General features: G+C 62.3%; 21 protein-coding genes. 7 read left to right on the top strand and 14 right to left on the bottom strand.

From position 1 onward, the window contains the following. Positions 1-182: 182 nt before the first annotated feature. Positions 183-953: an aldolase gene (locus ACFQ95_RS03955; RefSeq protein ID WP_422829496.1), complete on the top strand. Its 771-nt coding sequence runs from the start codon at positions 183-185 to the stop codon at positions 951-953. Positions 954-976: 23 nt separating this feature from the next. Here ACFQ95_RS03955 and ACFQ95_RS03950 read toward each other — a convergent pair whose 3' ends face one another. The 7 genes from ACFQ95_RS03950 to ACFQ95_RS03920 form a co-directional block, all read right to left on the bottom strand. After that, complete coding sequence (locus ACFQ95_RS03950; RefSeq protein WP_422829495.1) at positions 977-2,293, bottom strand: amidohydrolase family protein; 1,317 nt, start codon at positions 2,291-2,293, stop codon at positions 977-979. Between the two features lie 271 nt (positions 2,294-2,564). Beyond that, positions 2,565-3,698 carry a C45 family autoproteolytic acyltransferase/hydolase gene (locus ACFQ95_RS03945; protein ID WP_422829559.1) on the bottom strand — a complete coding sequence of 378 codons (1,134 nt, stop codon included), beginning with the start codon at positions 3,696-3,698 and terminating at the stop codon, positions 2,565-2,567. Positions 3,699-3,799: 101 nt separating this feature from the next. Then, positions 3,800-5,326 carry an ABC transporter substrate-binding protein gene (locus ACFQ95_RS03940; RefSeq protein WP_422829558.1) on the bottom strand — a complete coding sequence of 509 codons (1,527 nt, stop codon included), beginning with the start codon at positions 5,324-5,326 and terminating at the stop codon, positions 3,800-3,802. A gap of 96 nt (positions 5,327-5,422) precedes the next feature. Next, positions 5,423-7,096: an ABC transporter ATP-binding protein gene (locus ACFQ95_RS03935; RefSeq protein WP_422829494.1), complete on the bottom strand. Its 1,674-nt coding sequence runs from the start codon at positions 7,094-7,096 to the stop codon at positions 5,423-5,425. A 29-nt stretch (positions 7,097-7,125) separates the two neighbouring features. Continuing rightward, entirely contained in the window at positions 7,126-7,947 is an 822-nt protein-coding gene (locus ACFQ95_RS03930) for an ABC transporter permease (RefSeq protein WP_422829493.1), read from the bottom strand. Continuing rightward, positions 7,944-8,888, bottom strand: coding sequence for an ABC transporter permease (locus ACFQ95_RS03925; RefSeq protein ID WP_422829492.1), 945 nt, complete (start codon positions 8,886-8,888; stop codon positions 7,944-7,946). Before ACFQ95_RS03925 ends, ACFQ95_RS03930 begins: the two co-directional genes overlap by 4 nt. Positions 8,889-8,926: 38 nt before the next feature. Beyond that, positions 8,927-9,835: an alpha/beta hydrolase gene (locus ACFQ95_RS03920; protein ID WP_422829491.1), complete on the bottom strand. Its 909-nt coding sequence runs from the start codon at positions 9,833-9,835 to the stop codon at positions 8,927-8,929. Between the two features lie 354 nt (positions 9,836-10,189). Here ACFQ95_RS03920 and ACFQ95_RS03915 point away from each other — a divergent pair, with 354 nt between their 5' ends. After that, positions 10,190-11,077 (top strand): LysR family transcriptional regulator, encoded by an 888-nt coding sequence (locus ACFQ95_RS03915; protein WP_422829490.1) that lies wholly within the window; start codon positions 10,190-10,192, stop codon positions 11,075-11,077. Position 11,078: 1 nt separating this feature from the next. Here ACFQ95_RS03915 and ACFQ95_RS03910 read toward each other — a convergent pair whose 3' ends face one another. Both ACFQ95_RS03910 and ACFQ95_RS03905 read right to left on the bottom strand, forming a co-directional pair. Further along, positions 11,079-11,288, bottom strand: a complete 210-nt coding sequence (locus tag ACFQ95_RS03910) for a YbdD/YjiX family protein (RefSeq protein WP_422829489.1) — start codon at positions 11,286-11,288, stop codon at positions 11,079-11,081. Position 11,289: 1 nt separating this feature from the next. After that, a complete protein-coding gene (locus ACFQ95_RS03905) occupies positions 11,290-13,362 on the bottom strand; it encodes a carbon starvation CstA family protein (protein ID WP_422829488.1) in 2,073 nt (690 codons plus the stop codon). 177 nt (positions 13,363-13,539) lie between these two features. Between ACFQ95_RS03905 and ACFQ95_RS03900 the strand changes: the two genes are divergently transcribed. The 3 genes from ACFQ95_RS03900 to ACFQ95_RS03890 all read left to right on the top strand — a co-directional run bounded on the left by ACFQ95_RS03900 (position 13,540) and on the right by ACFQ95_RS03890 (position 16,373). Then, entirely contained in the window at positions 13,540-14,910 is a 1,371-nt protein-coding gene (locus ACFQ95_RS03900) for a cache domain-containing protein (protein ID WP_422829487.1), read from the top strand. After that, positions 14,907-15,542 carry a response regulator gene (locus ACFQ95_RS03895; RefSeq protein WP_422829486.1) on the top strand — a complete coding sequence of 212 codons (636 nt, stop codon included), beginning with the start codon at positions 14,907-14,909 and terminating at the stop codon, positions 15,540-15,542. Before ACFQ95_RS03900 ends, ACFQ95_RS03895 begins: the two co-directional genes overlap by 4 nt. A gap of 66 nt (positions 15,543-15,608) precedes the next feature. Further along, positions 15,609-16,373, top strand: a complete 765-nt coding sequence (locus ACFQ95_RS03890; protein WP_422829485.1) for a 3-hydroxyacyl-CoA dehydrogenase — start codon at positions 15,609-15,611, stop codon at positions 16,371-16,373. A 75-nt stretch (positions 16,374-16,448) separates the two neighbouring features. Here ACFQ95_RS03890 and ACFQ95_RS03885 read toward each other — a convergent pair whose 3' ends face one another. Next, a complete protein-coding gene (locus tag ACFQ95_RS03885) occupies positions 16,449-17,687 on the bottom strand; it encodes an MFS transporter (protein WP_422829484.1) in 1,239 nt (412 codons plus the stop codon). An 86-nt stretch (positions 17,688-17,773) separates the two neighbouring features. On the opposite strand from ACFQ95_RS03885, the gene ACFQ95_RS03880 reads away from it, so the two are divergent. After that, entirely contained in the window at positions 17,774-18,358 is a 585-nt protein-coding gene (locus ACFQ95_RS03880; protein WP_422829483.1) for a TetR/AcrR family transcriptional regulator, read from the top strand. 15 nt (positions 18,359-18,373) lie between these two features. Here ACFQ95_RS03880 and ACFQ95_RS03875 read toward each other — a convergent pair whose 3' ends face one another. From ACFQ95_RS03875 to ACFQ95_RS03860, 4 genes are all read right to left on the bottom strand, one after another. Beyond that, a complete protein-coding gene (locus tag ACFQ95_RS03875) occupies positions 18,374-19,279 on the bottom strand; it encodes a dienelactone hydrolase family protein (RefSeq protein WP_422829482.1) in 906 nt (301 codons plus the stop codon). Positions 19,280-19,417: 138 nt separating this feature from the next. Beyond that, entirely contained in the window at positions 19,418-19,846 is a 429-nt protein-coding gene (locus ACFQ95_RS03870) for a GNAT family N-acetyltransferase (protein WP_422829481.1), read from the bottom strand. 10 nt (positions 19,847-19,856) lie between these two features. Then, complete coding sequence (locus ACFQ95_RS03865) at positions 19,857-20,270, bottom strand: hypothetical protein (protein ID WP_422829480.1); 414 nt, start codon at positions 20,268-20,270, stop codon at positions 19,857-19,859. A gap of 21 nt (positions 20,271-20,291) precedes the next feature. Next, positions 20,292-20,909 carry a DUF1294 domain-containing protein gene (locus ACFQ95_RS03860; protein ID WP_422829479.1) on the bottom strand — a complete coding sequence of 206 codons (618 nt, stop codon included), beginning with the start codon at positions 20,907-20,909 and terminating at the stop codon, positions 20,292-20,294. Positions 20,910-21,046: 137 nt separating this feature from the next. Between ACFQ95_RS03860 and ACFQ95_RS03855 the strand changes: the two genes are divergently transcribed. Next, a complete protein-coding gene (locus tag ACFQ95_RS03855; RefSeq protein ID WP_422829478.1) occupies positions 21,047-22,165 on the top strand; it encodes a DNA alkylation repair protein in 1,119 nt (372 codons plus the stop codon). The last annotated feature ends 18 nt before the right edge of the window (positions 22,166-22,183 follow it).

The following is a 22,183-nucleotide window of genomic DNA, read 5'->3' as shown; positions in this document are numbered from 1 at the left end:
TGGCACCGGCGGTGCTACGGGCACACCCGGGGATGTGGTCTTGCACAACAGCCTGTACGATTTCAAGGATGGGCTCCCGCCGATTGGCGCACGCTACTTCGCCAAACTGCCGAGGTGGCGCGCCGACGGATGTATGGAGCCGTGTGCGCCCTTCCCACCAATGCCCACCAAGGACTCCTACGATGACGCAACAGCCTCCCCATCTCGACGGCGCCCAAGCCGAATACACCAGCCCCGCCGTGCGCCAACTGCGCGAAGACCTGGCCCTGGCCCTGCGTGCGGCGGCACACCACCAGTTGGAAGAAGGCGTCTGCAACCACTTCAGCGTGATGCTGCCCGGCGCCCAGAACCGCTACCTGATCAACCCGCGCGGCCTGCACTGGAGCGAAGTGGGCCCCGACGACATCGTGCTCATAGACGTACACGGCCAGGTACTGGCCGGCCGCCACCGCGTGGAACCCACGGCGCTGTTCATCCACGGTGCGCTGCACCGGCTGACCGGGCGCGCGGTGGTGCTGCACTGCCACATGCCTTATGCCACGGCGCTCACGCTCACCGTGGAACGCGCACTCGACCCCACGCTGAGCCAGAACGCCATGCGCTACATGGGCCGCATCGCCATTGATGCTGAATACAACGGCCTGGCGCTGGACGATGCCGAGGGTGAACGTATTGCCAGCAGCATGATGGGCGAAAACACCAACAAGGACATCGCCTTTCTGGCCAACCATGGCGTGATCGTCACCGGCCACACCATCGCCCATGCCTACGACGACCTCTACTACCTGGAGCGCGCCTGCCTGCACCAGGTCATTGCCCAGAGCACAGGCCGGCCGCTCAAACCCGTGGATGCCAAGCTGGCCGCCCACGTGGCGGCACAAATCCAGGGTGAGCGTGAGCAGTCCGACCTGTTCTTTGAAGCACTGCGCCGCCTGCTGCCAGCGCCGCTCTAAAGCAGCGCTGGCGCCGTGGCGGATCAGCGTGCGTAGGCCGCGGCCACATCACTCTTCATTTTGTCGAGTGCCGTCTTGGGGAAGTATTTGCCACGCAGCATCACACCCGAGATCTTTTCCAGGTTGGCGGCGCTGGCGATAGGGTTCGCGTCCAGCAGCACAAGGTCGGCATTTTTGCCCGCCTCCACCGTGCCCATGCTGGTTTCACGCTTCAAGAATTGCGCCGGGTTCAGCGTGGTGGTCTGCAGCACCTGCAGCGGCGTAAGGCCCGCTGCGGTCAGCTCGCGAAACTCTTGCAGCAAACTGAAACCGGCGATGAGCCAAACGCCGCCGACATCGGAGCCGGCCATGATCTTCACGCCGTTGTCCTGCATCAGCTTCAGGCTCTTTTTCTGCAGCCCGTAGAACTGCTGCAGCGTGGTCACGGCACTGGCGGGCAAGGTGGCGAACTGGTCGCCCAGCTTGTTCCAGCCGGCAATACGCGTCTTGTCGACGTAGGCCAGGTTCGCGTCGGCGCGGTAGAGCGCATCGTTGCCCCAGTCCTGGGTGCGCAAGCGGATCAGTGTGGGTGTTTGCCAGGTGTTGTTCTTCACAAAGGCCTGGTTCAGCGCCACACATTTGCTCTCGCTATAGGTGTCGAAGATGCGCTGGTAGAACTGGGCGTTCTGCGCGCCGTCATAAGCGCGCGGGTTGGCCACATAGTCGGCCGGAAACGGTGGCTTATAAGCTCCGGCCAAGGCCGCCGGGCGCAACGTGGCCTCTTCGGTCGAGCAATCCATCAGCAGTCCCCAGCCCGCGCCCAGGTGGTCTATCGAGGGCATGCCAGCATTGCTCGCGGCCAAGGCACTCAGCGCCGGGTTCAGGTGGGCTTCACCACCGTTGAAGATGACTTCGGGCGCGTCGAGCAGGCCAGCCGCCACATCGGCGTTGACCTTGGCGCCACGCGCCTTGTTGGCATCGGAGTCCGACTCTTCACGAAAACCGGTCACGCCATTGGCGATCAGCAGCGGAAAGTATGTAGGCATCAGGTCTGCAGTTTCGACCACGTGCGCGTGCATGTCGAGGTAGCCCGGCACGACAAACTTGCCTGTGCCATCGACCGCCTGCGCCGTGCCCGAGGTGTTCACCGGCAGGTTGGTGACCTGCACAATCTTCCCACCGTCGACAATCACCGACATGCCGGTAGAGAGTGCGCCGTCGCGCGTGTTCACCACCGTCACGTTCTTCAACACCGTGCCCTTGGCGACCTGCAAGCTGGCATCACTACCACCACCACAGGCGGCCAACACACTCAACATCAAGACCGACAGGCCGCCACAAAAGGGCTTGGAAATTCTCACGGGTTGTCTCCTCTTCATCGTTTTAGGGGAGATGGCGAACCGCCATCATCCGCATCCAGCCGGCATCACATGGGCTGGTCTGCGCGGCGATGGTAGGTGGCGGGGCTGAACCGGGATAGATGCTATTTTTTGCGATGCGATGTGTAATGGCTATCGCCTGACAACACTTGCACGCCCCAAAAACGAAGCGGGAGGTGCTACCGAATCGATAGCACCTCCCACTTGCACAAAGCCCGTTGCAGGCTTGTTTTTCTTAGACTGTGGAAAAGCTTCAGGCGGCGACCAACACCGGCTCGTCTTTCAGGCTATAACGCGTGAACACCTTGTGGATGGCTGGCAGCGGCGCGACTTCCATCTCGCCCACGGCCGGCTCCATGATGACCATGGCCACCGTGGCCGAGAGGTTGTCGTGGCTGCCCAAACGCGGCGGACGGCACACCGAATACGGCGCGCCAAAGTCGTCGAAGAACGCGGCCTTCAGGTCGGCACGGCCCAGCTTGTCTTTCTGGTTCAGCAGTTTGCGCACACGCCAGTCGCGGTAACGGCTGTCGGGTGACTGGCCCAGGCCCATGTCGACCAGCTTGCCCAGCGCGACCTCGCTGACCCAATGGTTGGCGTGCACGATCAGGCCGTCCTCGCCCGGGTAGATCGCAAACGACTCGTTGGTGGTGCATTCAAAGTCGATGCCAAAACCTTCGGCCATGCCCAGCATGATGTTGTTCGAGCATGACTTGGGTGTGGTGCCCACGGCCTTCATGGCCAGCGAGAAGATCTCCTGCTCCAGCACCTTGCGCCGTATCAGCGACAGCGGCACACCCAGTTGCGTGAAGTCGCGGTCCGACTCCAGGTAGTTGGCGGTGATGGACACACCGGCGCTGTTGAAGCCGCTGCGCGCCAGGCCACCGGCCTCGACAAAGGTCAGAAAGTCTGGCCCGTTGTCATTGCGCACACGCAGCACGATGGAGGTCTCGACACACTCTGCGCGCCAGTCCCAGTTCTGGCCGTGGATCAGGTTGCCGGTGGCCGAGCGCTCGGGCAAGATCAGCGCGCCAGTGCAGCCGTCGCCGGGTTCGCTGTCCACGGCTTCCACCTTCTCGGCACGCGCCTTGGCCAGCACTTCGGTGCGGGCGTTGATCATCACGATGTCTTCAAACGTGACGCCTGCGCCCTGCGCAATGCCGCGCATTTCTTCGACATAGTGCGGCGCAAAGTTCTCGATCTGCTTGGCGAAAAAGTCGATCAGGCGTTTGCGTGCCTGCTCGCTGTAGCCCAGGTGCACCAGCGTTTGACCGTAGAGGCGCACGCTGCCGTGCACACGTTCCTTGGCCTGTTGGCCATACAAAACGCCACGCTCAAACGGCGCGCCGGAAACGGAGATAAAAGGAAACTGTTGGATGTTGTTGATCATGGTGAGCCCCAGTTGGCTTTGAGTGAAGACATGCGGCGGCGCAGACCACACACTGGTGGTCTGCCTGGCCTGCAAATTCAGTGGCTAAGCGACAGCGCTTATTTGCTGCCGAGACGGGTACCCCAGAGAAAAGGCTTGCCTTCCCAGACGGTGAAGCCGCTGACACGCGTGCGCACGCCCCACGAGTCGGTCACGTTGTAGAGCACGATCAGCGGGGTCTTGGTGATCATCTGCGTGTGCAACTGGTCAAACAGGGCCTGGCGCTTTTTCGGGTCGGCTTCGACAAAGCTCTGGTCGATGAGCTTTTGCGCCACCGGGTCATCCCAGACCTTGCGCGGCTGCTTGGCTTTGACGCCGGAGAACTGCTCGTAACTCAGCGCCGGATCAAGGCGCGAGGAATAGGTGAACGAACTCATCTGGTAGTTGCCGCTGTTGTAGCGGTCCAGCTGTGTGGCCCATTCCAGCACTTCGATCTGCGCATTGATGCCCACGGCCTGCATCATGGCCTGGCTCAACACGGCCACCGAGAAGCTGGGCACGTGCGCACGTTTGTTGGCCTGGATGACGATAGCCTGGCCCTTGTAGCCCGCTTCCTGCAACAGCTTCTTGGCCTTGGCCGGGTTGTACTCGTAACCCTTTTTCTGGACAGCGCTGTAGAAGCCCGAGGTCTCCTGTATGGCCGAGTTGTTGACGTGGGCCAGGCCTTCGGACGATGCCGCCACGATCTGCTTCATGTCCAGCGAATAGGCAATCGCCTGGCGAATACGTTCGTCTTTCAGCACCGGGTCGTTGGTTTGCATCAGCAGCGTATTTTTGCCGGCGTCCACGGCACCCATCACCTTCACGGCGCGGTTGGCCTTGAGTTCCTGCACATCGGAAGACGTGATTTGTGTGGCATCGATGGCGCCCGATTGCAGCCCGGCCTTAGACGTGGACATGTCGGGCACGGTCAAGAACTTCACCTGCGCCACTTGTGGTGTCTTCAGGCCCAGGTAACCGTCGGCCTTGTTGCCGGGTGGCGATTGGTAGTCGGCAAAGGCGCTCATGGTGACAAACTCGCCACGTTTCCACTCATCGAACTTGAACGGGCCTGTGCCTATGGGTTTGTCCCAGCTGCCGTCTTCCTTCACGGATTTCTTGCTGATGACGGCGGCCATGGCGCAGTCGGTGCGGGCCAGCGTGTCGAGGAACACAGCCGAGGGTTTGTCGAGCTGCAGCACAAAGGTTTGGGCATCGGGTGCGGTGGCGTTGACCACCTTCACGCCCGAGCGGCCGTCAAACTCGGACAGGCAGCGCCAGTCGGTCTTAGGGTCCATGTAGCGCTTCCAGCTCCACAACACATCGGCCGAGGTCATGGGGTCGCCGTTATGGAACTTCACGCCGGTGCGCAGCTTGAAGGTGTAGGTCAGGCCGTCGGCGCTGGTGGTGTAGGAGCGCGCCAGCAAGGGGCCCACGGTGCCGTTCTCGTGGTAGCCCACCAGGCCTTCGACAATGTTGAGCACCACACCGTCGGTGGTGTTGTCGCGGTTCACGCCAGGATTGGTGGAGCGTATGTCCGCCGGTTGTGCGACCACGATTTGTGTAGGCTGTGGCTGCGCAGAAACGCTGCCACACAAGGCCATCATCGCCAATGCCACAGGCCTAGCGGTAAGGGATTTCAACGGGATAGAACGCATGACGGGTTTCCTTGAAAAAGATGGAAGGGTCGAAGTCGTAGAAATTCAGATCACAAGCGCGGATTCGCGAGGAGCTGTGGCGTCGGCATCGTCAAAGCGCCACTTGAGCTGCATGCCGCCACCGGGAACAGGCACCAGCGCCGGAATGGCCGAAAGCAGCTCGCGGGTATAGGCCTGCTGTGGTGCATCAAACACCGCATCACGCGGCCCCTGCTCGATGATGCGGCCGGCCTGCATCACCAGCACACGGTCGGCCACCTGCTCCACCACACCCAGGTCGTGGCTGATGAACAGGCAGGAGAAACCATGGCGGTCCTGCAGCTCGGCAAACAGTTCCAGCACTTGTGCGCGCACCGTCACATCGAGTGCCGACACCGGTTCATCGGCAATCACAAAAGCCGGATGGCGCACCAGCGCACGCGCAATGGCGACACGCTGGCGTTGGCCGCCAGACAACTCGTGTGCAAAACGTTCGGCAAAATTGCCGCCCAAGCCCACCTCTTGCAGCATCTTGGTCACGCGGGCACGTTTGTCGGCATTCGACATATCGTCCACCTGGCGCAGGCCCTCGCCCACCAGTTGGCCAATGGTCATGCGCGGGTTGAGCGACGAATACGGGTCCTGGAACACCATCTGGCAATTCAGCCGGTAGTCGCGCCAGCCCGGATCACGCTTGTGGATGGCGCCGCCACGGAAACGCACGTCGCCATCGGTGGGTGTGAGCAGTCCCGCAATCACCCGCCCCAGCGTGGTTTTGCCCGAACCCGAGCCGCCTACCACCGCGACGATTTCCCTGGGCTGTATGGCCAGGTCTATGCCGTGCAACACCCGTTTGCCAGGCGTTTTGCCAAACAGGCGGCGGTGGCCCGGGTAGTCGAACACCAGGCCGCGCACTTCCACCACCGGATGCGCCACGGGCAGCTTGCGCGCGGGCTGGCGGCGCGGAATCGCCTCCAGCAGTTTGCGTGTGTAGTCTTGTGTGGGGGCGGCCAGCAGCTCGGCCGTGCCACCGGCTTCGACCACCACACCGTGCTGCATGACGATCACACGCTCGGTGTAACGCGCCACCATGGGCAAGTCGTGGCTGATCAACAGCACCGCCGTGTTCTTTTCGCGCGTGAGTTGCACCAGCAGTTCCAGCACATCGCGCTGCACCACGGCGTCCAGCGCTGTGGTCGGCTCATCGGCGAGCAGCAGCGCGGGCTCGAGCAGCATCACCGACGCAATCATCATGCGCTGGCGCATGCCGCCAGAAAACTCGTGTGGCCAGGCGGCCAAGGCGGCTTTGGGATCGGTGATGCCCACACGTGTCAGCATCTGCAGCACACGTGTCTGGCGCTCTGCAGGACTCAGCTCGGGGCGGTGCAAGGCCAGGCCTTCGTCCAACTGACGGCCTATGGTCATGGAAGGGTTGAGCGAGGTCATGGGCTCCTGGAACACCATGCCTATGCGCGCACCCCGCAGTTCACGCAAACGTGCGGGTGTGACCGTCGAAAGGTCTTCACCCTCAAACAGAATGCGCCCGGCGGTGCGCACCAGCGGTGGCGGTGTCAGGCCCAGTATGGCGCGTGCGGCTTGGGTCTTGCCGCTTCCGGACTCACCCACGATGCCGACAAACTCGCCCGGCATGATGGTGAAGCTGACATCGCGCACAATCTCGCGACCTTGATGGCCTACCGCCAGGCTCAGGCCGGAAACCTCAACCAGGGGCGTTGACACTTGTAATGCTTTTGCAGGGATGGCCATATTCATTCCACACCCTTCATACGCGGGTCGAGCAGGTCGCGCACGGCGTCGCCCAGAAAGTTGATGCCCAGCAGCGTGAGCGCAATACACAAGCCGGGAAAGATAGACAGATACGCGGCCTGGTTCATGTAGGGACGTGCCGAGGCCAGCATATTGCCCCAGGTCGGTGCCGGTGGCGGCACACCCAGGCCGAGGAAGGACAGCGCGCTCTCCGACAAAATCACCCAGCCAAACATGGACGTGGCCAGCACCGTGAGCGGCGCCACGCAGTTGGGCAAGACATGGCGCACCATGGTGTAAAGCTCGGAGTTGCCCAACACCCGCGACGACTCGATGAACTCTTTTTCACGCAGCGACAACACCGTGCCACGCACGATGCGTGTCACCGATGGTGTGTAGGCCAGGCCCAGCGCCAGGATGATGCCGTATTGGTTGGCACCAAACACCGCCAGTAGCGCCAGCGCCAGCAGCAAGCCCGGGAAGGCCAGCAAGGCGTTGATGAAGGCCATGACGATGCGGTCGGTCCAGCCACGCACAAAGCCGGTGACCACACCAATGGCGCTGCCCACCGTCACCGCAAACAACACCGTGAGGCAGCTGATCCACAGGCTGTTGGAGGCGCCCGCCATCAGGCGCGACAACTCGTCGCGGCCAAACTCGTCCGTGCCCAGCCAGTAGGCGCCGCCCGGCGGCTTGAAACGTGCCGAGAAGTTAATCTGCAGCGGGGCATAAGGGGTCCAGAACAGGCCGACGATGGCGGCCAGCACAATGGTGCCCACCACCAACAGGCCAATCAGCGCTTGGGGAGAAAGTTTCTTCTTCATTCGGCCAGCACCCGTGGGTCAAAGAAGGGGTAGCAAAAGTCGATCAGCAAGTTGGTCAACACGTAGATCACCGCCACAAACAACAAACAACCCTGGATCACCGGGTAGTCGCGCGCAAAAATCGCGTCGACCAACAAGCGGCCCAGGCCGGGAATGGTGAACACCGTCTCGACCACCGCCACACCGCCCAGCAGATTGCCCAGCACCAGGCCAATCAACGTCCAGGTCGGGCCAAAGGCGTTGCGGAATGCGTGGCGCGTCATCACCGCAAATTCCGACAAACCTTTGGCGCGCGCGTGGGTGATGTAGTCCAGGCGCAGCACCTCCAGCGTGCTGGCCCGCGCCATGCGGATCAATACACCAATCTCATGCAGGAACAGCGTGAGGATGGGCATCACCAGATACAGCAGGCCGGACTTCCAGTCGTTCATCACCGACACATAACCCACCACCGGCAGCCATTCGAGCTTCAAGCCGAACAGCAGCAGCAACAGCAGGCCAAGCCAGAACGTCGGCAGCGACACCAGCAAGGTGGCAGCCCCCACCAACGCCAGGTCGGGCCAACGGTTTTGCCGCCAGGCGGCGATCATGCCGGCGGGCACGGCCACCAACGCCGCCATGAACACGGCCACCAGCACGATTTGCGCGCTGACCAGGAAGCGGCTCCACACCAGGTGCAGTACCGGCTCGCCCGTGGTGATGGACACCCCCAGGTCACCACGCAAGGCGTGACCTGACCAGATGCCAAACTGCACTGGCCAGCTTTGATCCAGCCCCAGGCGGGCGCGCAGCTCGGCCAGTCGCACCGGGTCGGCCAGATCGCCGAGCAGCAGTTGCGCCGGGTCACCAGGGATCAGGCGGATGAGAACAAAGACAGCGACCGCCACAATCAGCAGGGTCGGCAAAGCCATGATCAAACGGTTCAGGGCGAAACGAAACATGGTGTGGGGATTTGGTTGGGGTAGATGGAGCCGGCGGCTTAACGCGCCATGTGGGCCGCCCCCGCTCGCATGATGCGCAGCGTGGCCGCCAGGAAGTCCTGCACCTTGTCGCAGCAGGCCAGGCCGTTGTGTGGCACGTTGTCGACCAGGTCCATGGTAGCGGCCACACCATTGGCTGCAAACGATTGACGCAGCGTCTCCAGGCGCTCGGGGCGGGTGCGGCCGGCGTCGTTGGCGCCGGGCATGTAGAACTTGCCACCTTCCTGGTGGGTGATTTCCCAGGTTTCGATGTCGGCCTTGCCAACGATCAAATGCACCGGCAACTGGCGCAGCAGATCCAGGTTCAGCGGCTTGCCAAACTTCTGCTCGAAGTTGCGCACGCCCACCCACCAGTCTTGGTTCACATCCAGCAGCGTGACCGAACCCGGCGCACCAATCGACAAGGCCCACAGGCGCTCGGGGTGCAACAGGCCGAAGCGCTGCACAAACTGGCCACCACCCGAGTAGCCAAACAGCGCGAACTTGGAGAAGTCGCAGCCAAACTTCTCACCCACCTCGGCCACCATGTCGAGCAGGATGTCGTCGTAACGGATGTTGCCTTCACGCAGTTGCTTGAAGCCGTCGCGGTTGCCGTCGCCTTGTGGCCCCACGGGGAACAGCGGGCACAACACGATGCAGTCGTTCCACTTGGCGAATTCGGCAAACGCGTCGCGGTATTCGGTAAAGGCGCGGCCCGTGCCGTGCATCACCACCACCAGCTGGCGCGGGTGTTTTTCCAGGCCGGTGCTTGGCGGCGCATAAGTGCAGTAGGCAAAACGCGGGTCGCTGCGCGAGGCAAAAATGGTGCTGTGGCCCACGTCGTAGATGGCGGCCGCACGTTGGGCGCCAAAGGCAGGGTCTGCTTGTTCCGCTGGGTCAGCGATAGGGAGGTCTTGCAAGTGAGCCATTCAATGTCCGTCAGTAGGTGAAAGCCTGGGCAACGCTGAACAAGTCCCTCGTGCGCCGCGTTCCCTCGTTTTGGGCGAGCTGCTGCGTTGCAAATCCGCGCCATAGCTTGGGCTATGGCTGTGGCTGCATTGACGAGTCAGGCCTTGCATCTCATCCCAAACCGAGGGGCGCGCCATCACGAAGACTTATTCAGCGTCGCCCTAAGGTGGACACAAGCCCCTGAAAGGCGAGGCCTAACAGATTCAGATGTCAACCATTTGTCTGATGGAATTGTTCGTCAAAGATTCAAAAAGATATATCCATATTTTCTTTTAAGATACTAAAGGTCTTATTTAGTATTTAGAGGTTTCAGCATGAGCACCATTCGTTTTCTGCGCACCTTTCTGGCCGTGGCGCAAAGCGGCTCATTTGTCGAAGCCTCGGGCAGGGTGGCGCTGACCCAGGCGGCGGTGGGGCTGCAAATGCGGGCACTCGAGAACGAACTGAAAACCGCACTGTTCGCGCGCTCCGGGCGAGGTGTGGTGTTGTCCGAAGCTGGGCGCGCGTTGATTCCACACGCCGAAAAAATCATAGGCTGCTACGACGAGATGCGTGCCGGTTTGAACGACGAGAACGACATCGCCGGCACCGTCACCGTGGGCTGCATCGTCTCGGCCATGGGGCTGCTGTCGCGCACCATGCTGCAGTTGAAGCCCATCTACCCCAAGCTGAACGTGCGCCTGGTGATGCAGGAGTCGAGTGGCCTGGCGCAAAGTGTGAAAAACGGCAATGTCGACGCGGCCATCTTTGTGGAGGACTCGCAGCAAGAGTTACGCGGCCTGTTGTGGACGCCGCTGTACGTGGAGCCGCTGGCCATGATTGCCAGCTCACAGGTGGCCGGGCCGGGCAGCAACATCAAGGCGCTGCTGCGCGACCAGCCGTTTCTGCGTTTTGACCGGCGCACCGTGAGCGGTGTGCGCATAGAACAAACCCTGCGCAAGCTGGGCCAGGTGCCGCAGGACCTGCTGGAGCTCAGCGCCGTCTCAGCGATTGTCGAGTTGGTGCGGCAAAACGTGGGCGTGACGATTGTGCCGCTGCAAAAGGGCGCCGACTGGGAGAACGACAGCAGCCTGTGTGTGCTGCGTCTGCCGGGGCGCCCGGTGACGCGGCAAATCGGCATCCTGGAGCAGGTAGGCCGTGAGCACATCACGGCCATCATCCGCCGCCAGTTGATTGCCGTGTTGGCGGAAAAGCAGAGCTGACTCAGCAGCAGCGCCCTACCCGCCCACCTTTGCCGCCACCACCGTAGCGCGCTTCCTGGCGCTCGCGGAAAAACTCTTCGTAGCTCATCACCGGCGCATCCGGGTGCTGGCTACGCTGGTGGGCAGCGTAACTGTCGTAGTTCGGCATACCGACCATCAGCAGCGCGGTCTGGCCGAGGTAGCGGCCCATGGTGGTGAGTTGCTCCAGCATGTCAGACAGCCGTTGGCAATGGGCCAGAAGACTCCTGCACGGTAGGCGCGCTGCTGCGTCGCGCCACCAGGCAGGCACGGATGCCGAAGGCCACGATGCTGACCACCACAAACATGAAGAACAGACACAGGCCGGCGTCCAGATAGTCGTTGAAGATGATGCGCTGCATCTGGTCCAGCGACTTGGCCGGGGCCAGCAACTGGCCCTGCGCCAACGCCAGCTGGTATCTGTCCGCGTGCGCCAGGAAGCCGACCTTGGGGCTGGCATCAAACACCTTTAACCAACCGGCCGTCATGGTGCAGGCCAGCAGCCACAGCGTGGGCAGCAGCGTGACCCAGGCAAAACGCTCGCGCTTCATCTTGAACAACACCACCGTGCCCAGCACCAGGGCCACGCTGGCCAGCATCTGGTTGGAGATGCCAAACAACGGCCACAGTGTGTTGATGCCGCCCAGCGGATCCACCACACCCTGGTACAGGAAGTAGCCCCAGGCCGCGACACACAGGCCGGTGGCCAGGCCGTTGCTGACCCACGAATCCGTCTTCTTCAGTGATGACACAAAGGTGCCCAGCAAGTCCTGCAGCATGAAGCGGCCGGCGCGTGTGCCCGCGTCCACGGCGGTCAGGATGAACAGCGCTTCAAACAGAATGGCGAAGTGGTACCAGAAGCCCATCATGGCCTTGCCGCCCAGCATGTGCGAGAAGATTTGCGCCATGCCCACGGCCAGCGTAGGAGCACCACCGGCACGCGAGATGATGCTGGTTTCACCCACGTCCTTGGCGGTCTGGATCAACATGTCCGGCGTGACCACAAAGCCCCATTGCGAGATCACTTGCGCGGCGCTTTCGGCCGTGCTGCCCAGCACGGCGGCCGGGCTGTTCATGGCGAAGTAAACACCGGGCTCAATGATGGATGCGGCCACCAGCGCCATGATGGCGACAAACGACTCCACCAGCATGGCGCCATAACCGATGAAACGCGCATGGGTTTCGTTTTCCAGCAGCTTGGGTGTGGTGCCCGAGGAGATCAAGGCATGAAAGCCCGACACCGCGCCACACGCAATGGTGATGAACAGGAACGGGAACAAGCTGCCCGACCACACCGGCCCGCTGCCATCGACAAAACGCGTGATGGCCGGCATCTTCAAATCGGGCGCAATAAACACAATGCCTATGGCCAGCGCCAGGATGGCGCCTATCTTCAGAAAGGTCGACAAATAATCGCGCGGCGCCAGCAGCAGCCACACCGGCAGCACCGAGGCGATGAAGCCGTAGCCAATCAACATCCAGGTGAGTTGTTTGCCGTCAAACGTGAACAGCGGCGCCCAGGTTTCGCTGGCCGCCACCTGGCCGCCCACGACGATGGAAGCGATCAACAGCACCAGACCTATGACCGACACCTCGCCAATCTTGCCGGGCCGGATGTAACGCGTGTAGATGCCCATGAACAGCGCCAGCGGAATGGTGGCGCCCACGGTGAACGTGCCCCAAGGGCTGTCGGCCAAGGCCTTGACGACGATCAGCGCCAGCACCGCCAGGATGATCACCATGATCATGAAGGTGCCAAACAAGGCAATCACGCCGGGGATGGGCCCCAGCTCGGACTTGATCAGGTCGCCCAGCGAACGGCCATCGCGCCGCGTCGAGATGAACAGGATCAAGAAGTCCTGCACCGCACCCGCAAACACCACACCCGCCAGGATCCACAACATGCCCGGCAGATAACCCATCTGCGCCGCCAGCACCGGGCCGACCAGCGGGCCCGCACCGGCAATCGCCGCGAAGTGGTGGCCGAACAGCACGTATTTGTTGGTCGGCACATAGTCCAGGCCATCGTTGTGCCGCGTTGCCGGTGTGGCGCGTGCGGGGTTCAGCGAGACCACCTTGTCGGCAATGAACAGGCTGTAGTAGCGGTAGGCGATCAGGTAGACCGCCAGGGCCGCGACCACGATCCACAAGGCGTTGACGGTTTCGCCGCGGTGCAGAGCGATGGTGGCCAGGGCACCGGCGCCGGTGAGGGCGACCAGCGCCCACACGCCGTGGCGGGTGAGTTTTTGGGTGAGTGTGGTTTGCATGGTCTCTTCGTTTTTGGAGCTGAAGCTGCGGAACTTGCCGCCAGCCAGTGTCGAAGCCGCCGAGTCGGGCCGCATCTGTGTGCATGCAGGGGCCACCCCTGTGTGATTGCGTAATGGTTTTCCCTAGGCCTCTTTTGGAGGTGAGAAAATCGTCCCATGGGTGAACAAGGGTTGAGATTGCGTCTACGGTCTATGGTGTTGCTGCTGGCGGTGATGCCGCTGGTGCTGGCCATCGTGGCGGTGGTGTGGGTGGTGCGCCAGCAGTCGGACCAACTCGCCGAGGCGCAGATGGCGGCCATGCAGCCCATACTGCTGCAGGCGCGCAAGGACGAGCTGCAGCACTTCGTGCAGGTGGGGCGGCGCGCTCTGCTGCACTTGTATGAAAACAGCCGCCCAAGCGAAAAGGCCGGCCCCGACCCGGCGGCGCGGCGCGAGGCGCTGGAGCTGCTGCGGCGCATGGACTTCGGCAACGACAATTACTTCTTCGTCTACGACCTGCAGGGCAATAGCCTGATGCACCCACGCCTGGCCGAGCTCGAAGGCCGCAGCCAGTGGGAGCTGCGCGACAGCACCGGCGCGCCCATGATCCAGCAACTCATCCACCAGGCACAGGCGGGTGGCGGTTTTGTCGACTACATGTGGAACCGCCCATCTACCGGGCGTGAAGAACGCAAGCTCGGCTATGTGGAGCTGGTGCCCGAGTGGGGCTGGGTGATAGGCACCGGCCTGTACCTGGACCATCTGCAGGAAGCCCAGGTACTGATCACCCAGTCCACCGGCGTGGCGGTGCAGAAAACGCGCAACCAGATCCTGTTCATCGCCTCGGCCGCGTTGTTGCTGGTCGCGGCCGGTGGCCTGGCGCTGAACATTTATGAGCAGCGCGCCGCCGACAGCAAGCTGCGCGCCATGGCACAAAAGGTGGTGCATTCACAGGAAGACGAACGTTCACGCGTGGCGCGCGAGTTGCACGATGGCATCAGCCAACTGCTGCTGTCGGTGAAGTTTGTCTGTGAGTCGGCGCTGCTGCAAATCGAGCGCGGCAAACCCGAGGCCGCCCAGACCCTGAAACACGGCATTGGCCTGGTGCAAGGCGCCATGCGCGACGTGCGGCGTATCTCGCACAACCTGCGCCCCACCCTGCTGGACGATCTGGGCCTGGCCAGCGCGCTGGTGCAAACCGCCGATGAGTTCGGTGCACGCACCGGCGCGGCGGTCAAGACCCAGGTAGATGACTTGCCGCCCATGCCCGAAGCCGTGGCCACGGCCATGTTCCGCGTGGCACAGGAAGCCTTGGCCAATGTCGAAAAACACGCCGGCGCACAACATGTGTGGCTGCAGCTGCGGCATGGCGAGACCGGCCTGACCCTGCTGCTGGGCGACGACGGCCGGGGCTTCGACGTCGACGCCACGCTGCGCGAGGTGCGCGCCGGCCTGGGCCTGACCAATATGCGTGAACGCATCGAAATGCTGGGCGGGCGCTTCCAGATCGAGTCCGCCCCCGGCTCCACCCAACTCACCGTCTGGCTACCGCCTTCGGCACTCAAGTGACCACATCTTCACCCCCCATACGCCTGCTGATCGTTGACGACCACCCGGTCATGCGGCACAGCCTGATCAGCCTGCTGGCGGCCTTTGGCCTGCCCATAGAAGTCGTGGCCGAAGCGCGCAACGCCGAAGAAGCGCTGGACCGCGCCGAGCAAACCCAGCCCGACATCGTGCTCACCGACCTGCAGATGAAGCCCACCAGCGGCATAGAGCTGATACGCCAGTTGAGCCAGCGCCAGCCGCAGATCCGCTACGTGGTGTTCACGGCGTCCACACAGGAAGAACACATGCTGCAAGCCTTTGATGTGGGCGCACAGGGCTTTGTGGTGAAAGAGTCTGAAGCCGCAGAGTTGGTGCAGGCGATTGAAGCCGTGATGCGCGGCGCCACCCACTACCCTGCTGGCTTGAAGCGCGCACTTGACCGGCGCCAGTTGCAACCCACACTCACCACGCGTGAAGCCGAGGTGTTGGCGCTGGTGGCCCAAGGCCTGACCAGCAAAGAGATTGGCCGCGTGCTGGGTACAGACCCACGCACCGTGGACGCACACCGCGCCAACATCCGCCAGCGTTTTGGCCTAGACAGCAGCGCCGCCCTGCTGCGTTTTGCGCTGGAACACAACGCCAGCAAAAAATAGAACACACACTCTTGAGACATAATTGACGTTTACGTTAACGTCAACTAGAAAAGCCAAGGAGCAAACATGGACATCGCAGGAAAAGTTTTCATCGTCACCGGCGGCGCATCGGGCCTGGGTGAAGGCACGGCACGTATGCTGGCAGCCAACGGTGCCACCGTGGTGGTGGCCGACATGCAGGCCGACAAGGGCCAGGCCGTGGCCCGCGAACTCGGCGGCGCCAGCAGCTTTGTGCGCTGCGACGTGAGCCAGGAGGCCGACGGCCAGACCGTGGTGGCCAAGGCCCAATCGCTGGGCAAACTCATGGGCCTGGTGAATTGCGCAGGCATTGCCCCGGCTGAAAAAACCGTGGGCAAAAAAGGCGCACACGCCCTGGGTGTGTTCAGCAAAACCATCACCGTCAACCTGGTGGGCAGCTTCAACATGATCCGCCTGGCCGCAGAAGCCATGGAAAAGAACGAACCCGAAGCCACGGGTGAGCGCGGTGTATTGATCTCTACCGCATCTGTGGCGGCTTACGACGGCCAGATCGGCCAGGCCGCCTACAGCGCCTCCAAGGGCGGCATCGTTGGCATGACCCTGCCCATCGCGCGCGATCTGGCGCGCTCCGGCATCCGCAACATGACCATCGCCCCCGGCATCTTCGGCACCCCCATGTTGTTTGGCATGCCACAAGAAGTGCAAGACGCACTGGCTGCGGGTGTGCCCTTCCCTTCGCGCCTGGGCACACCGACCGACTACGCCAAGCTGGTCAAACACATCATCGAGAACGACATGCTCAATGGCGAAGTGATACGGCTGGACGGCGCGATTCGCCTGGCACCCCGCTGATCCAACACGGCGCAAGGTGCTAGCAAGCCGATAACACCTTGCGCAATCACCGCCTGCGCCAGCGGCCCACTTAACTCAAGAGTCTGCAATACCCTGTGCGGCCAGCCGCCGGTCTGCGCGCAGCATCAATACCAAGGCGATCAACGCCAGCGTGATCAGGCTCAGCCCAAAACCCAGGGCCGAAGCATGCAGGCCAAAGTAGCCCACGGCCAGCCCCGCCGCAATCGCGGGCAGGCTGAAGGCCAGATAACTCAAGACAAAAAAGCCGGCCATCAAGCCGCCACGCTCGGCCGCCGTGGCCAGCGTCACCAGGCTGCGCAGCTCGCCGTTGAACCCGGCCCCAAAACCGACACCCGCGACCATGGTGCCGAAGAAGAAAACGGCGCTCGAATGCCAGGCAACACCCGCCAGGGTGAATGCCAAGCCCAGGATCAAGGCCACCGTGCTGCCCACCACCGTGGGGCGCGGCGCGCGACTGCGCACCAACAGAATGGCCACCGCCGCCGGCAGCACCAGCGACGCAATAATGGCGCCGCCCACCACGGGCGCGTGGTGGTTGGTGACGATACGTGCCAGGCTGGGGCCTAACGAAAGGTAAAAACCGCCCAAGGCCCACAGGGCCGTATTCATGGGCAGCAACTGCCACAAGGTCTGCCGCGCCTGCGCCGGAATGGCGATGCGCGGGCGCAACGAGCGCCAGGCACCGGGGCGGCGCAGCACTGTCTCGGGCAAAAAGAAAGCGGCCACGGTCTGCAGCGCAAACAACACCAGCAGCAACTCAAACACCAGCGTGGTGGGCGCAGGCGCAAACTGCACCAGCACACTCGTGCCCAGTGCCCCCAAGGCCATGCCCACCATGGGCGCCACGGTGTTCACCAAGGCGCCACGTTCGCGGTCCAGGTCAATCAGGGCGGCGCTCAACACACTGGTGGCGATGCCGGTGGCCAGGCCCTGCAACAGCCGCGCAGCAAACAGCCAGGCCACGGAGCCGGCGTACAAAAACAAAAACGTCGAGGCGATCTCCAGCACCAGCGCCAACAGCACCACTTCGCGCCGGCCGCGGTAGTCCGACAAGGTGCCCAGCACCAGCAAAGAGGCCAGCAGCGCAAAGGCGTAACAGCCAAACACCAGCGTGAGCATCAGGGCCGAAAAACCCCAGGCCTCGCGGTACACGGCGTACAGCGGTGATGGCGCACTCGACGCGGCGAGAAAGCCGACCATGATGGACGCCAGCAGACACAGCGCCAGGGATGGCGGCAGCCGCCTAGAGTGCGTGGCGGCGGGTGATGGGGCAGCGGGCGTGGTGGTGGTCATCAAAGGGTCCAGTCGACATTAAAAGCAAATTTTTTGCTTTAGTCGATTACACCACTAAAGCATTTTTTTTGCTTTAACATCGCAAAATGAGCCCCAAAACCGTCCCTCGCCCCGGTGGCAGAAGTGCCCGCGTGCAAGCCGCCGTGCACCAAGCCAGCCGCGAACTGACCCAGGAAATAGGCCGTGCGGCGCTGACGGTGCCGCTGATCGCCGCGCGCGCCGGCGTCACCCCTTCCACCATCTACCGGCGCTGGGGCGACCTTGCCGAGTTGCTGGCCGACGTGGCACTCGACCGCATGCGCGCCGACACCGAGCCGGCAGACACCGGCACGGTTCTGGGCGACCTGGTGGCCTGGTCGGAACAGTATCTAGACGAGATGAGTTCCGAAATTGGCAAGGCCATGCTGCGCGATGTGCTGGCCGGCAGCAGCCAGGCCGAGATGCCCGTGCCCTGCCAATGCGCGGCCTACACGGCAAGCCAGATTGCCGTGATTCTGGAACGCGGTGTGGCGCGCGGCCAGGCCGTGCCCGAGGTGGACGCGGTGATGGACGGCGTGGTTGCCCCCATCATCTACCGCACGCTATTTGGCCCCTTTCAAACCAGCCACGCCCATGTACATGCGCTGGTGGACGCATGCATGAAGGGCGCGCAGGAAAAGGCCGTGGTTTAGCCTGCCCGCAGGCTATTAGGCGACGCCGTTTTTCTTGAACCAATCGAGCGCACGTTGCCAGCCGTCATCCGCCACTTCCTTGACGTAGCTTGGCCGGTAATCGGCATGGAAGGCGTGGCCAGCGTCGCGGAACACCACAATCTCCGAGGCTTTGGCATTCGGGTTGGTGGCGCTGGCAGCGGCCAAGGCAGCACGCATTTGCGCCACGGACTCCTGCGTAATGCCGGTGTCCTTGAAACCATACAAACCCAGCACCGGCGCCTTCAGGCTGGCGGCAATGTCCACCGGGTGCTTGGGTGTCAGTTCGCTGGGTGCGCCCACCAGCCGGCCATACCAGGCCACACCGGCTTTGACGTTGGCCTGTGCCGCATACAGCCAGGTGATGCGGCCGCCCCAGCAGAAGCCGGTGATGGCCACTTTGTTGGTATCTCCGCCGTTGGCCGCTGCCCACTTGACGCAGGCGTCCAGGTCGCCAATCACCTGGGCATCGGGCACCTTGGAGACGATCTCGGCCATCAGCTTGGGGATGTCGGTGTATTTGGTGGCGTCGCCCTGGCGCGCAAAAAGGTCGGGCGCAATCGCCAGGTAACCGGCCTTGGCGAAGCGGCGCGCGGTGTCGGCGATGTATTCATGCACACCAAAAATCTCCTGTATCACCAGCACCACGGGCAAGCCGGTTTTGCCAGCGGGAGCTGCCGTGTAGACCGGAACCTTGAAGCCATTGACCTCGATGGTGGTGGCGCCCGCGCGCAGGCCGTCGGCCGAGGTCTTGATCGCCGTTTGCGCTTGAATGGGCATCACCGATGCGGCATAACCCACACCCAGTGCGAGCTTGATGGCGGTGCGGCGGCTGGAGCCGGCCTCGGTGGTGGCGCCGGGGCGCAGAGAATCAAATTCGGCCTTGAGGTCTTCACGAAGCATGGCAATTTCCAGTCAAGTAGCGGTTGAACAGTTAGCGAAACGGATGATGAAACGGCAAACCAAAACATCTTCGCATAGCTCATCCACAGCGCCGCCGTTGGCGCAATTGGCTTAACGGATGTAAGGACAAAAAGCTTTTTACCGCGTTGGTATGTATGCGTTGGGGTTCAACACTTCCATCATGCGTGTGGGGTTGAGCAGCGGCTTGAAGCCAAACTGCTCATACAAGCCATGGGCATCTTTGGTCGCCAGCAAGAAGCGCCGCAAGCCTTGCAGCTCTGCATGCGCTTGGATGCTGGCCACCAAGCGTTTTGCCAAACCCTTGCCACGGTGCGCCTCCAGAATGTAGACATCGGCCAGATAGGCAAACGTCGTTTTATCGGTGATCACACGCGCAAAACCAACTTGCTCTGCGCCCAGATAAACGCCAAAGGTCAACGAGTGGTCGATGGCCTTCTGCACGGTGGCCAAGGGAATGCCCGGCGACCAATAGGTCTGGCTCAAGAACGCATGGATGGCGCCCACATCGAGCCGGGTCTTGTCGGAAGTGATTTCGTATTCGGTCATGGGTGGATCTCTAGGGGCTGACACGCACAAAAGCAGCCGCTGCGCGGAACTGGCCTGCAGCCTCGTCCAGCACCAACAACTTGCGGCCACGTTCGGCTGGCAGGTCGCCCTGCAGTTCGCCGTAAAGGCGTTCGATCTCGCGGACTTCCTCTAGCTGCGTGGCGAGCTCCTGCGCTTTGCTCGCACCGATCAAATCACCAATCGCCGCCTCCAACTGCTGCGCGTGGGCAAACAGTTCGGCGCACTGGCCGCCGGGGTATTCGTCGCGGCGCAATGAGGCGGCGGTCTCGTCGATGATCTGCGCCAGTGAGTCTATGAAATCCGCGACCTCCTTCTTGCGGTCTTTACGCGCCTTGGCCAACTCGGTGCGCAGGCCAAACAGCGCTTTGCCCACGCTCAACAAGGTGTCAACAATGATGCTCATAGAGGCTCCAATGAAGAAAGACTAAAGCTTGGCCAGCAAGACTTTTCCGTAAGGCGAGCAAAGCCAGACAAACGCTGCGGCGTTGAGCATGACCGTCGTCCAAAACGTCGAGCGAAACTCCGCTTTGCTCGACTTGTGGCGCAGCAGCTGCTGAGCCAGCAAGGCCCCGGGCCAGCCGCCGGCCAAAGCCAATAGATGCAGGTTGCTCTCTGGCGTGCGTCGTGCGCCACGCTGGGCAGCAGACTTGTCTAGCGCATACGCCAAAAACGTCATGATGCTGGCCACGCCGTACAGCGCGAACAAGATTGGCGGCACACGCCACCAAAACCCAAGCACCAGCACCAACAACACAAAAGCCGGAATTGCAAATAACGTGGCGGTTCCCCACTGCGCGGGCGATGCAGGGCGCGTGCTCTTTCTAGCCACCACCTGGCGCACCAAGGCCACGTTTTTTGCGCGCTTTTTGCCTTGTGGCCCCAGCTCTACTTCAAACCATACCCGCTGCTGCTCTTGCGGACGTGCCCCACGCAGATCAAACGCCTTGATGTGGACGAAGATTTCCTGTCCGCCCTGAGTCGGTTCGATGAAACCGAAACCTCGATCGTCGTGCCAGGTTTTGAGCGTGCCTTCAAAGCGCATGAAATGGGTGGTTCTAAGGGGGTAAATCTTTAAAAGACATGGGGCGATCAGAATGTTCTTACGGTCCCAAGCTGCACCGTGTGCATGATAGAGGCTTAGAATTTTTTAGCGCGAGAGATCGCCCTCTTTGCAACACCATGGCCACCGCCCTCAAAGACCAATACGGTCACGACGTTCCCAAGGCCATCGCCCGGATGATCGTCGCCGTTCACCCACGTTTTCCGGCAAAGGCTTTCGAGCAAGACGCGCTGACGGGCTACGACACCCTGGGCCTGATGCCACGCGGCCAGCACATTGCCAATGCCTTGCAGCGCCACTTGCCGGCCGATTACGCCACAGCCGTGCAGATCCTGCTGGACTCGGCCGACCAGCCACATGGCCGCGCCCCCGGCCTGTCGCTGGCGTCGTTTTTGTATTTGCCCCACACGCAGTTTGTGGCGACGTTTGGGTTAGGCCATTTTGAAGAGTCGATGGCGGCGCAGCACGCGTTGACACAGCGCTTCACGGCCGAGTTCAGCATACGGCCGTTTCTGCAGCAGCACCCTGAAGCCACGCTCAAGCGCCTGGCGCAATGGACGCAAGACCCGAGTGAACATGTGCGCCGCCTGGTGTCCGAAGGCAGCCGCCCGCGCCTGCCCTGGGCGGGCCGACTGCGCGTATTTCAAAAAGACCCAACACCGGTACTCGCGCTGCTGGACAAGTTAAAGGACGACCCGGCGTTATACGTGCGCCGCTCGGTTGCCAACAACCTGAACGACATTGGCAAAGACCACCCAGCAGTGCTGGAGCACACCGCACGCGCCTGGCTCAAGGGCGCCACGCCCGAGCGCCAATGGATAGTCCAGCATGCGCTGCGCTCGGCGGTAAAACGCGCCGAACCGGGCGCGCTGGCGGTGCTGGGCTTTGGCACGGCCGCCAGCGCACGTGTGGCCCAGGCCAGCATCAGCCCAGCACGGGCGGCGATTGGCGAGACGCTGCAGATCAGCTTCGACGTGACCAATACCGCCGCCACCCCACAACGTGTGCTGGTGGACTTTGCGATCCACTACATCAAGGCCAACGGCCAGGCGCGGCCCAAGGTGTTCAAGCTGAAGACGCTGGAGTTGCAGCCGCATGAAACCGTGCGTCTGGGCAAACGTGTGTCGCTGGCCGAGATGACCACGCGCAAACACTACCCCGGTAGCCACTGCGTGGAGGTGCTGCTGAACGGCCAGGCGCAGGCGCTGGGAAGCTTCGAGCTGCTGCCACAGGTTTAAGAAAAATCAGGCGCTTAC

This window comes from Variovorax sp. HJSM1_2 (assembly GCF_049316285.1).
Classification (GTDB): Bacteria; Pseudomonadota; Gammaproteobacteria; order Burkholderiales; family Burkholderiaceae_C; genus Rhodoferax_B.
Note: the sequence above shows the minus strand (reverse complement) of the source record. Positions and strands in the feature narration are given on the sequence as shown.

Coding starts and splice junctions, on each gene's coding strand:
- ACFQ95_RS03955 (WP_422829496.1), top strand. CDS start 183: ATGACGCAACAGCCTCCCCATCTCGACGGCGCCCAAGCCGAATACACC.
- ACFQ95_RS03940 (WP_422829558.1), bottom strand. CDS start 5,326: ATGATGGCCTTGTGTGGCAGCGTTTCTGCGCAGCCACAGCCTACACAA.
- ACFQ95_RS03930 (WP_422829493.1), bottom strand. CDS start 7,947: ATGAAGAAGAAACTTTCTCCCCAAGCGCTGATTGGCCTGTTGGTGGTG.
- ACFQ95_RS03925 (WP_422829492.1), bottom strand. CDS start 8,888: ATGTTTCGTTTCGCCCTGAACCGTTTGATCATGGCTTTGCCGACCCTG.
- ACFQ95_RS03920 (WP_422829491.1), bottom strand. CDS start 9,835: ATGGCTCACTTGCAAGACCTCCCTATCGCTGACCCAGCGGAACAAGCA.
- ACFQ95_RS03915 (WP_422829490.1), top strand. CDS start 10,190: ATGAGCACCATTCGTTTTCTGCGCACCTTTCTGGCCGTGGCGCAAAGC.
- ACFQ95_RS03910 (WP_422829489.1), bottom strand. CDS start 11,288: ATGCTGGAGCAACTCACCACCATGGGCCGCTACCTCGGCCAGACCGCG.
- ACFQ95_RS03905 (WP_422829488.1), bottom strand. CDS start 13,362: ATGCAAACCACACTCACCCAAAAACTCACCCGCCACGGCGTGTGGGCG.
- ACFQ95_RS03890 (WP_422829485.1), top strand. CDS start 15,609: ATGGACATCGCAGGAAAAGTTTTCATCGTCACCGGCGGCGCATCGGGC.
- ACFQ95_RS03885 (WP_422829484.1), bottom strand. CDS start 17,687: ATGACCACCACCACGCCCGCTGCCCCATCACCCGCCGCCACGCACTCT.
- ACFQ95_RS03880 (WP_422829483.1), top strand. CDS start 17,774: ATGAGCCCCAAAACCGTCCCTCGCCCCGGTGGCAGAAGTGCCCGCGTG.
- ACFQ95_RS03875 (WP_422829482.1), bottom strand. CDS start 19,279: ATGCTTCGTGAAGACCTCAAGGCCGAATTTGATTCTCTGCGCCCCGGC.
- ACFQ95_RS03870 (WP_422829481.1), bottom strand. CDS start 19,846: ATGACCGAATACGAAATCACTTCCGACAAGACCCGGCTCGATGTGGGC.
- ACFQ95_RS03865 (WP_422829480.1), bottom strand. CDS start 20,270: ATGAGCATCATTGTTGACACCTTGTTGAGCGTGGGCAAAGCGCTGTTT.
- ACFQ95_RS03860 (WP_422829479.1), bottom strand. CDS start 20,909: ATGCGCTTTGAAGGCACGCTCAAAACCTGGCACGACGATCGAGGTTTC.
- ACFQ95_RS03855 (WP_422829478.1), top strand. CDS start 21,047: ATGGCCACCGCCCTCAAAGACCAATACGGTCACGACGTTCCCAAGGCC.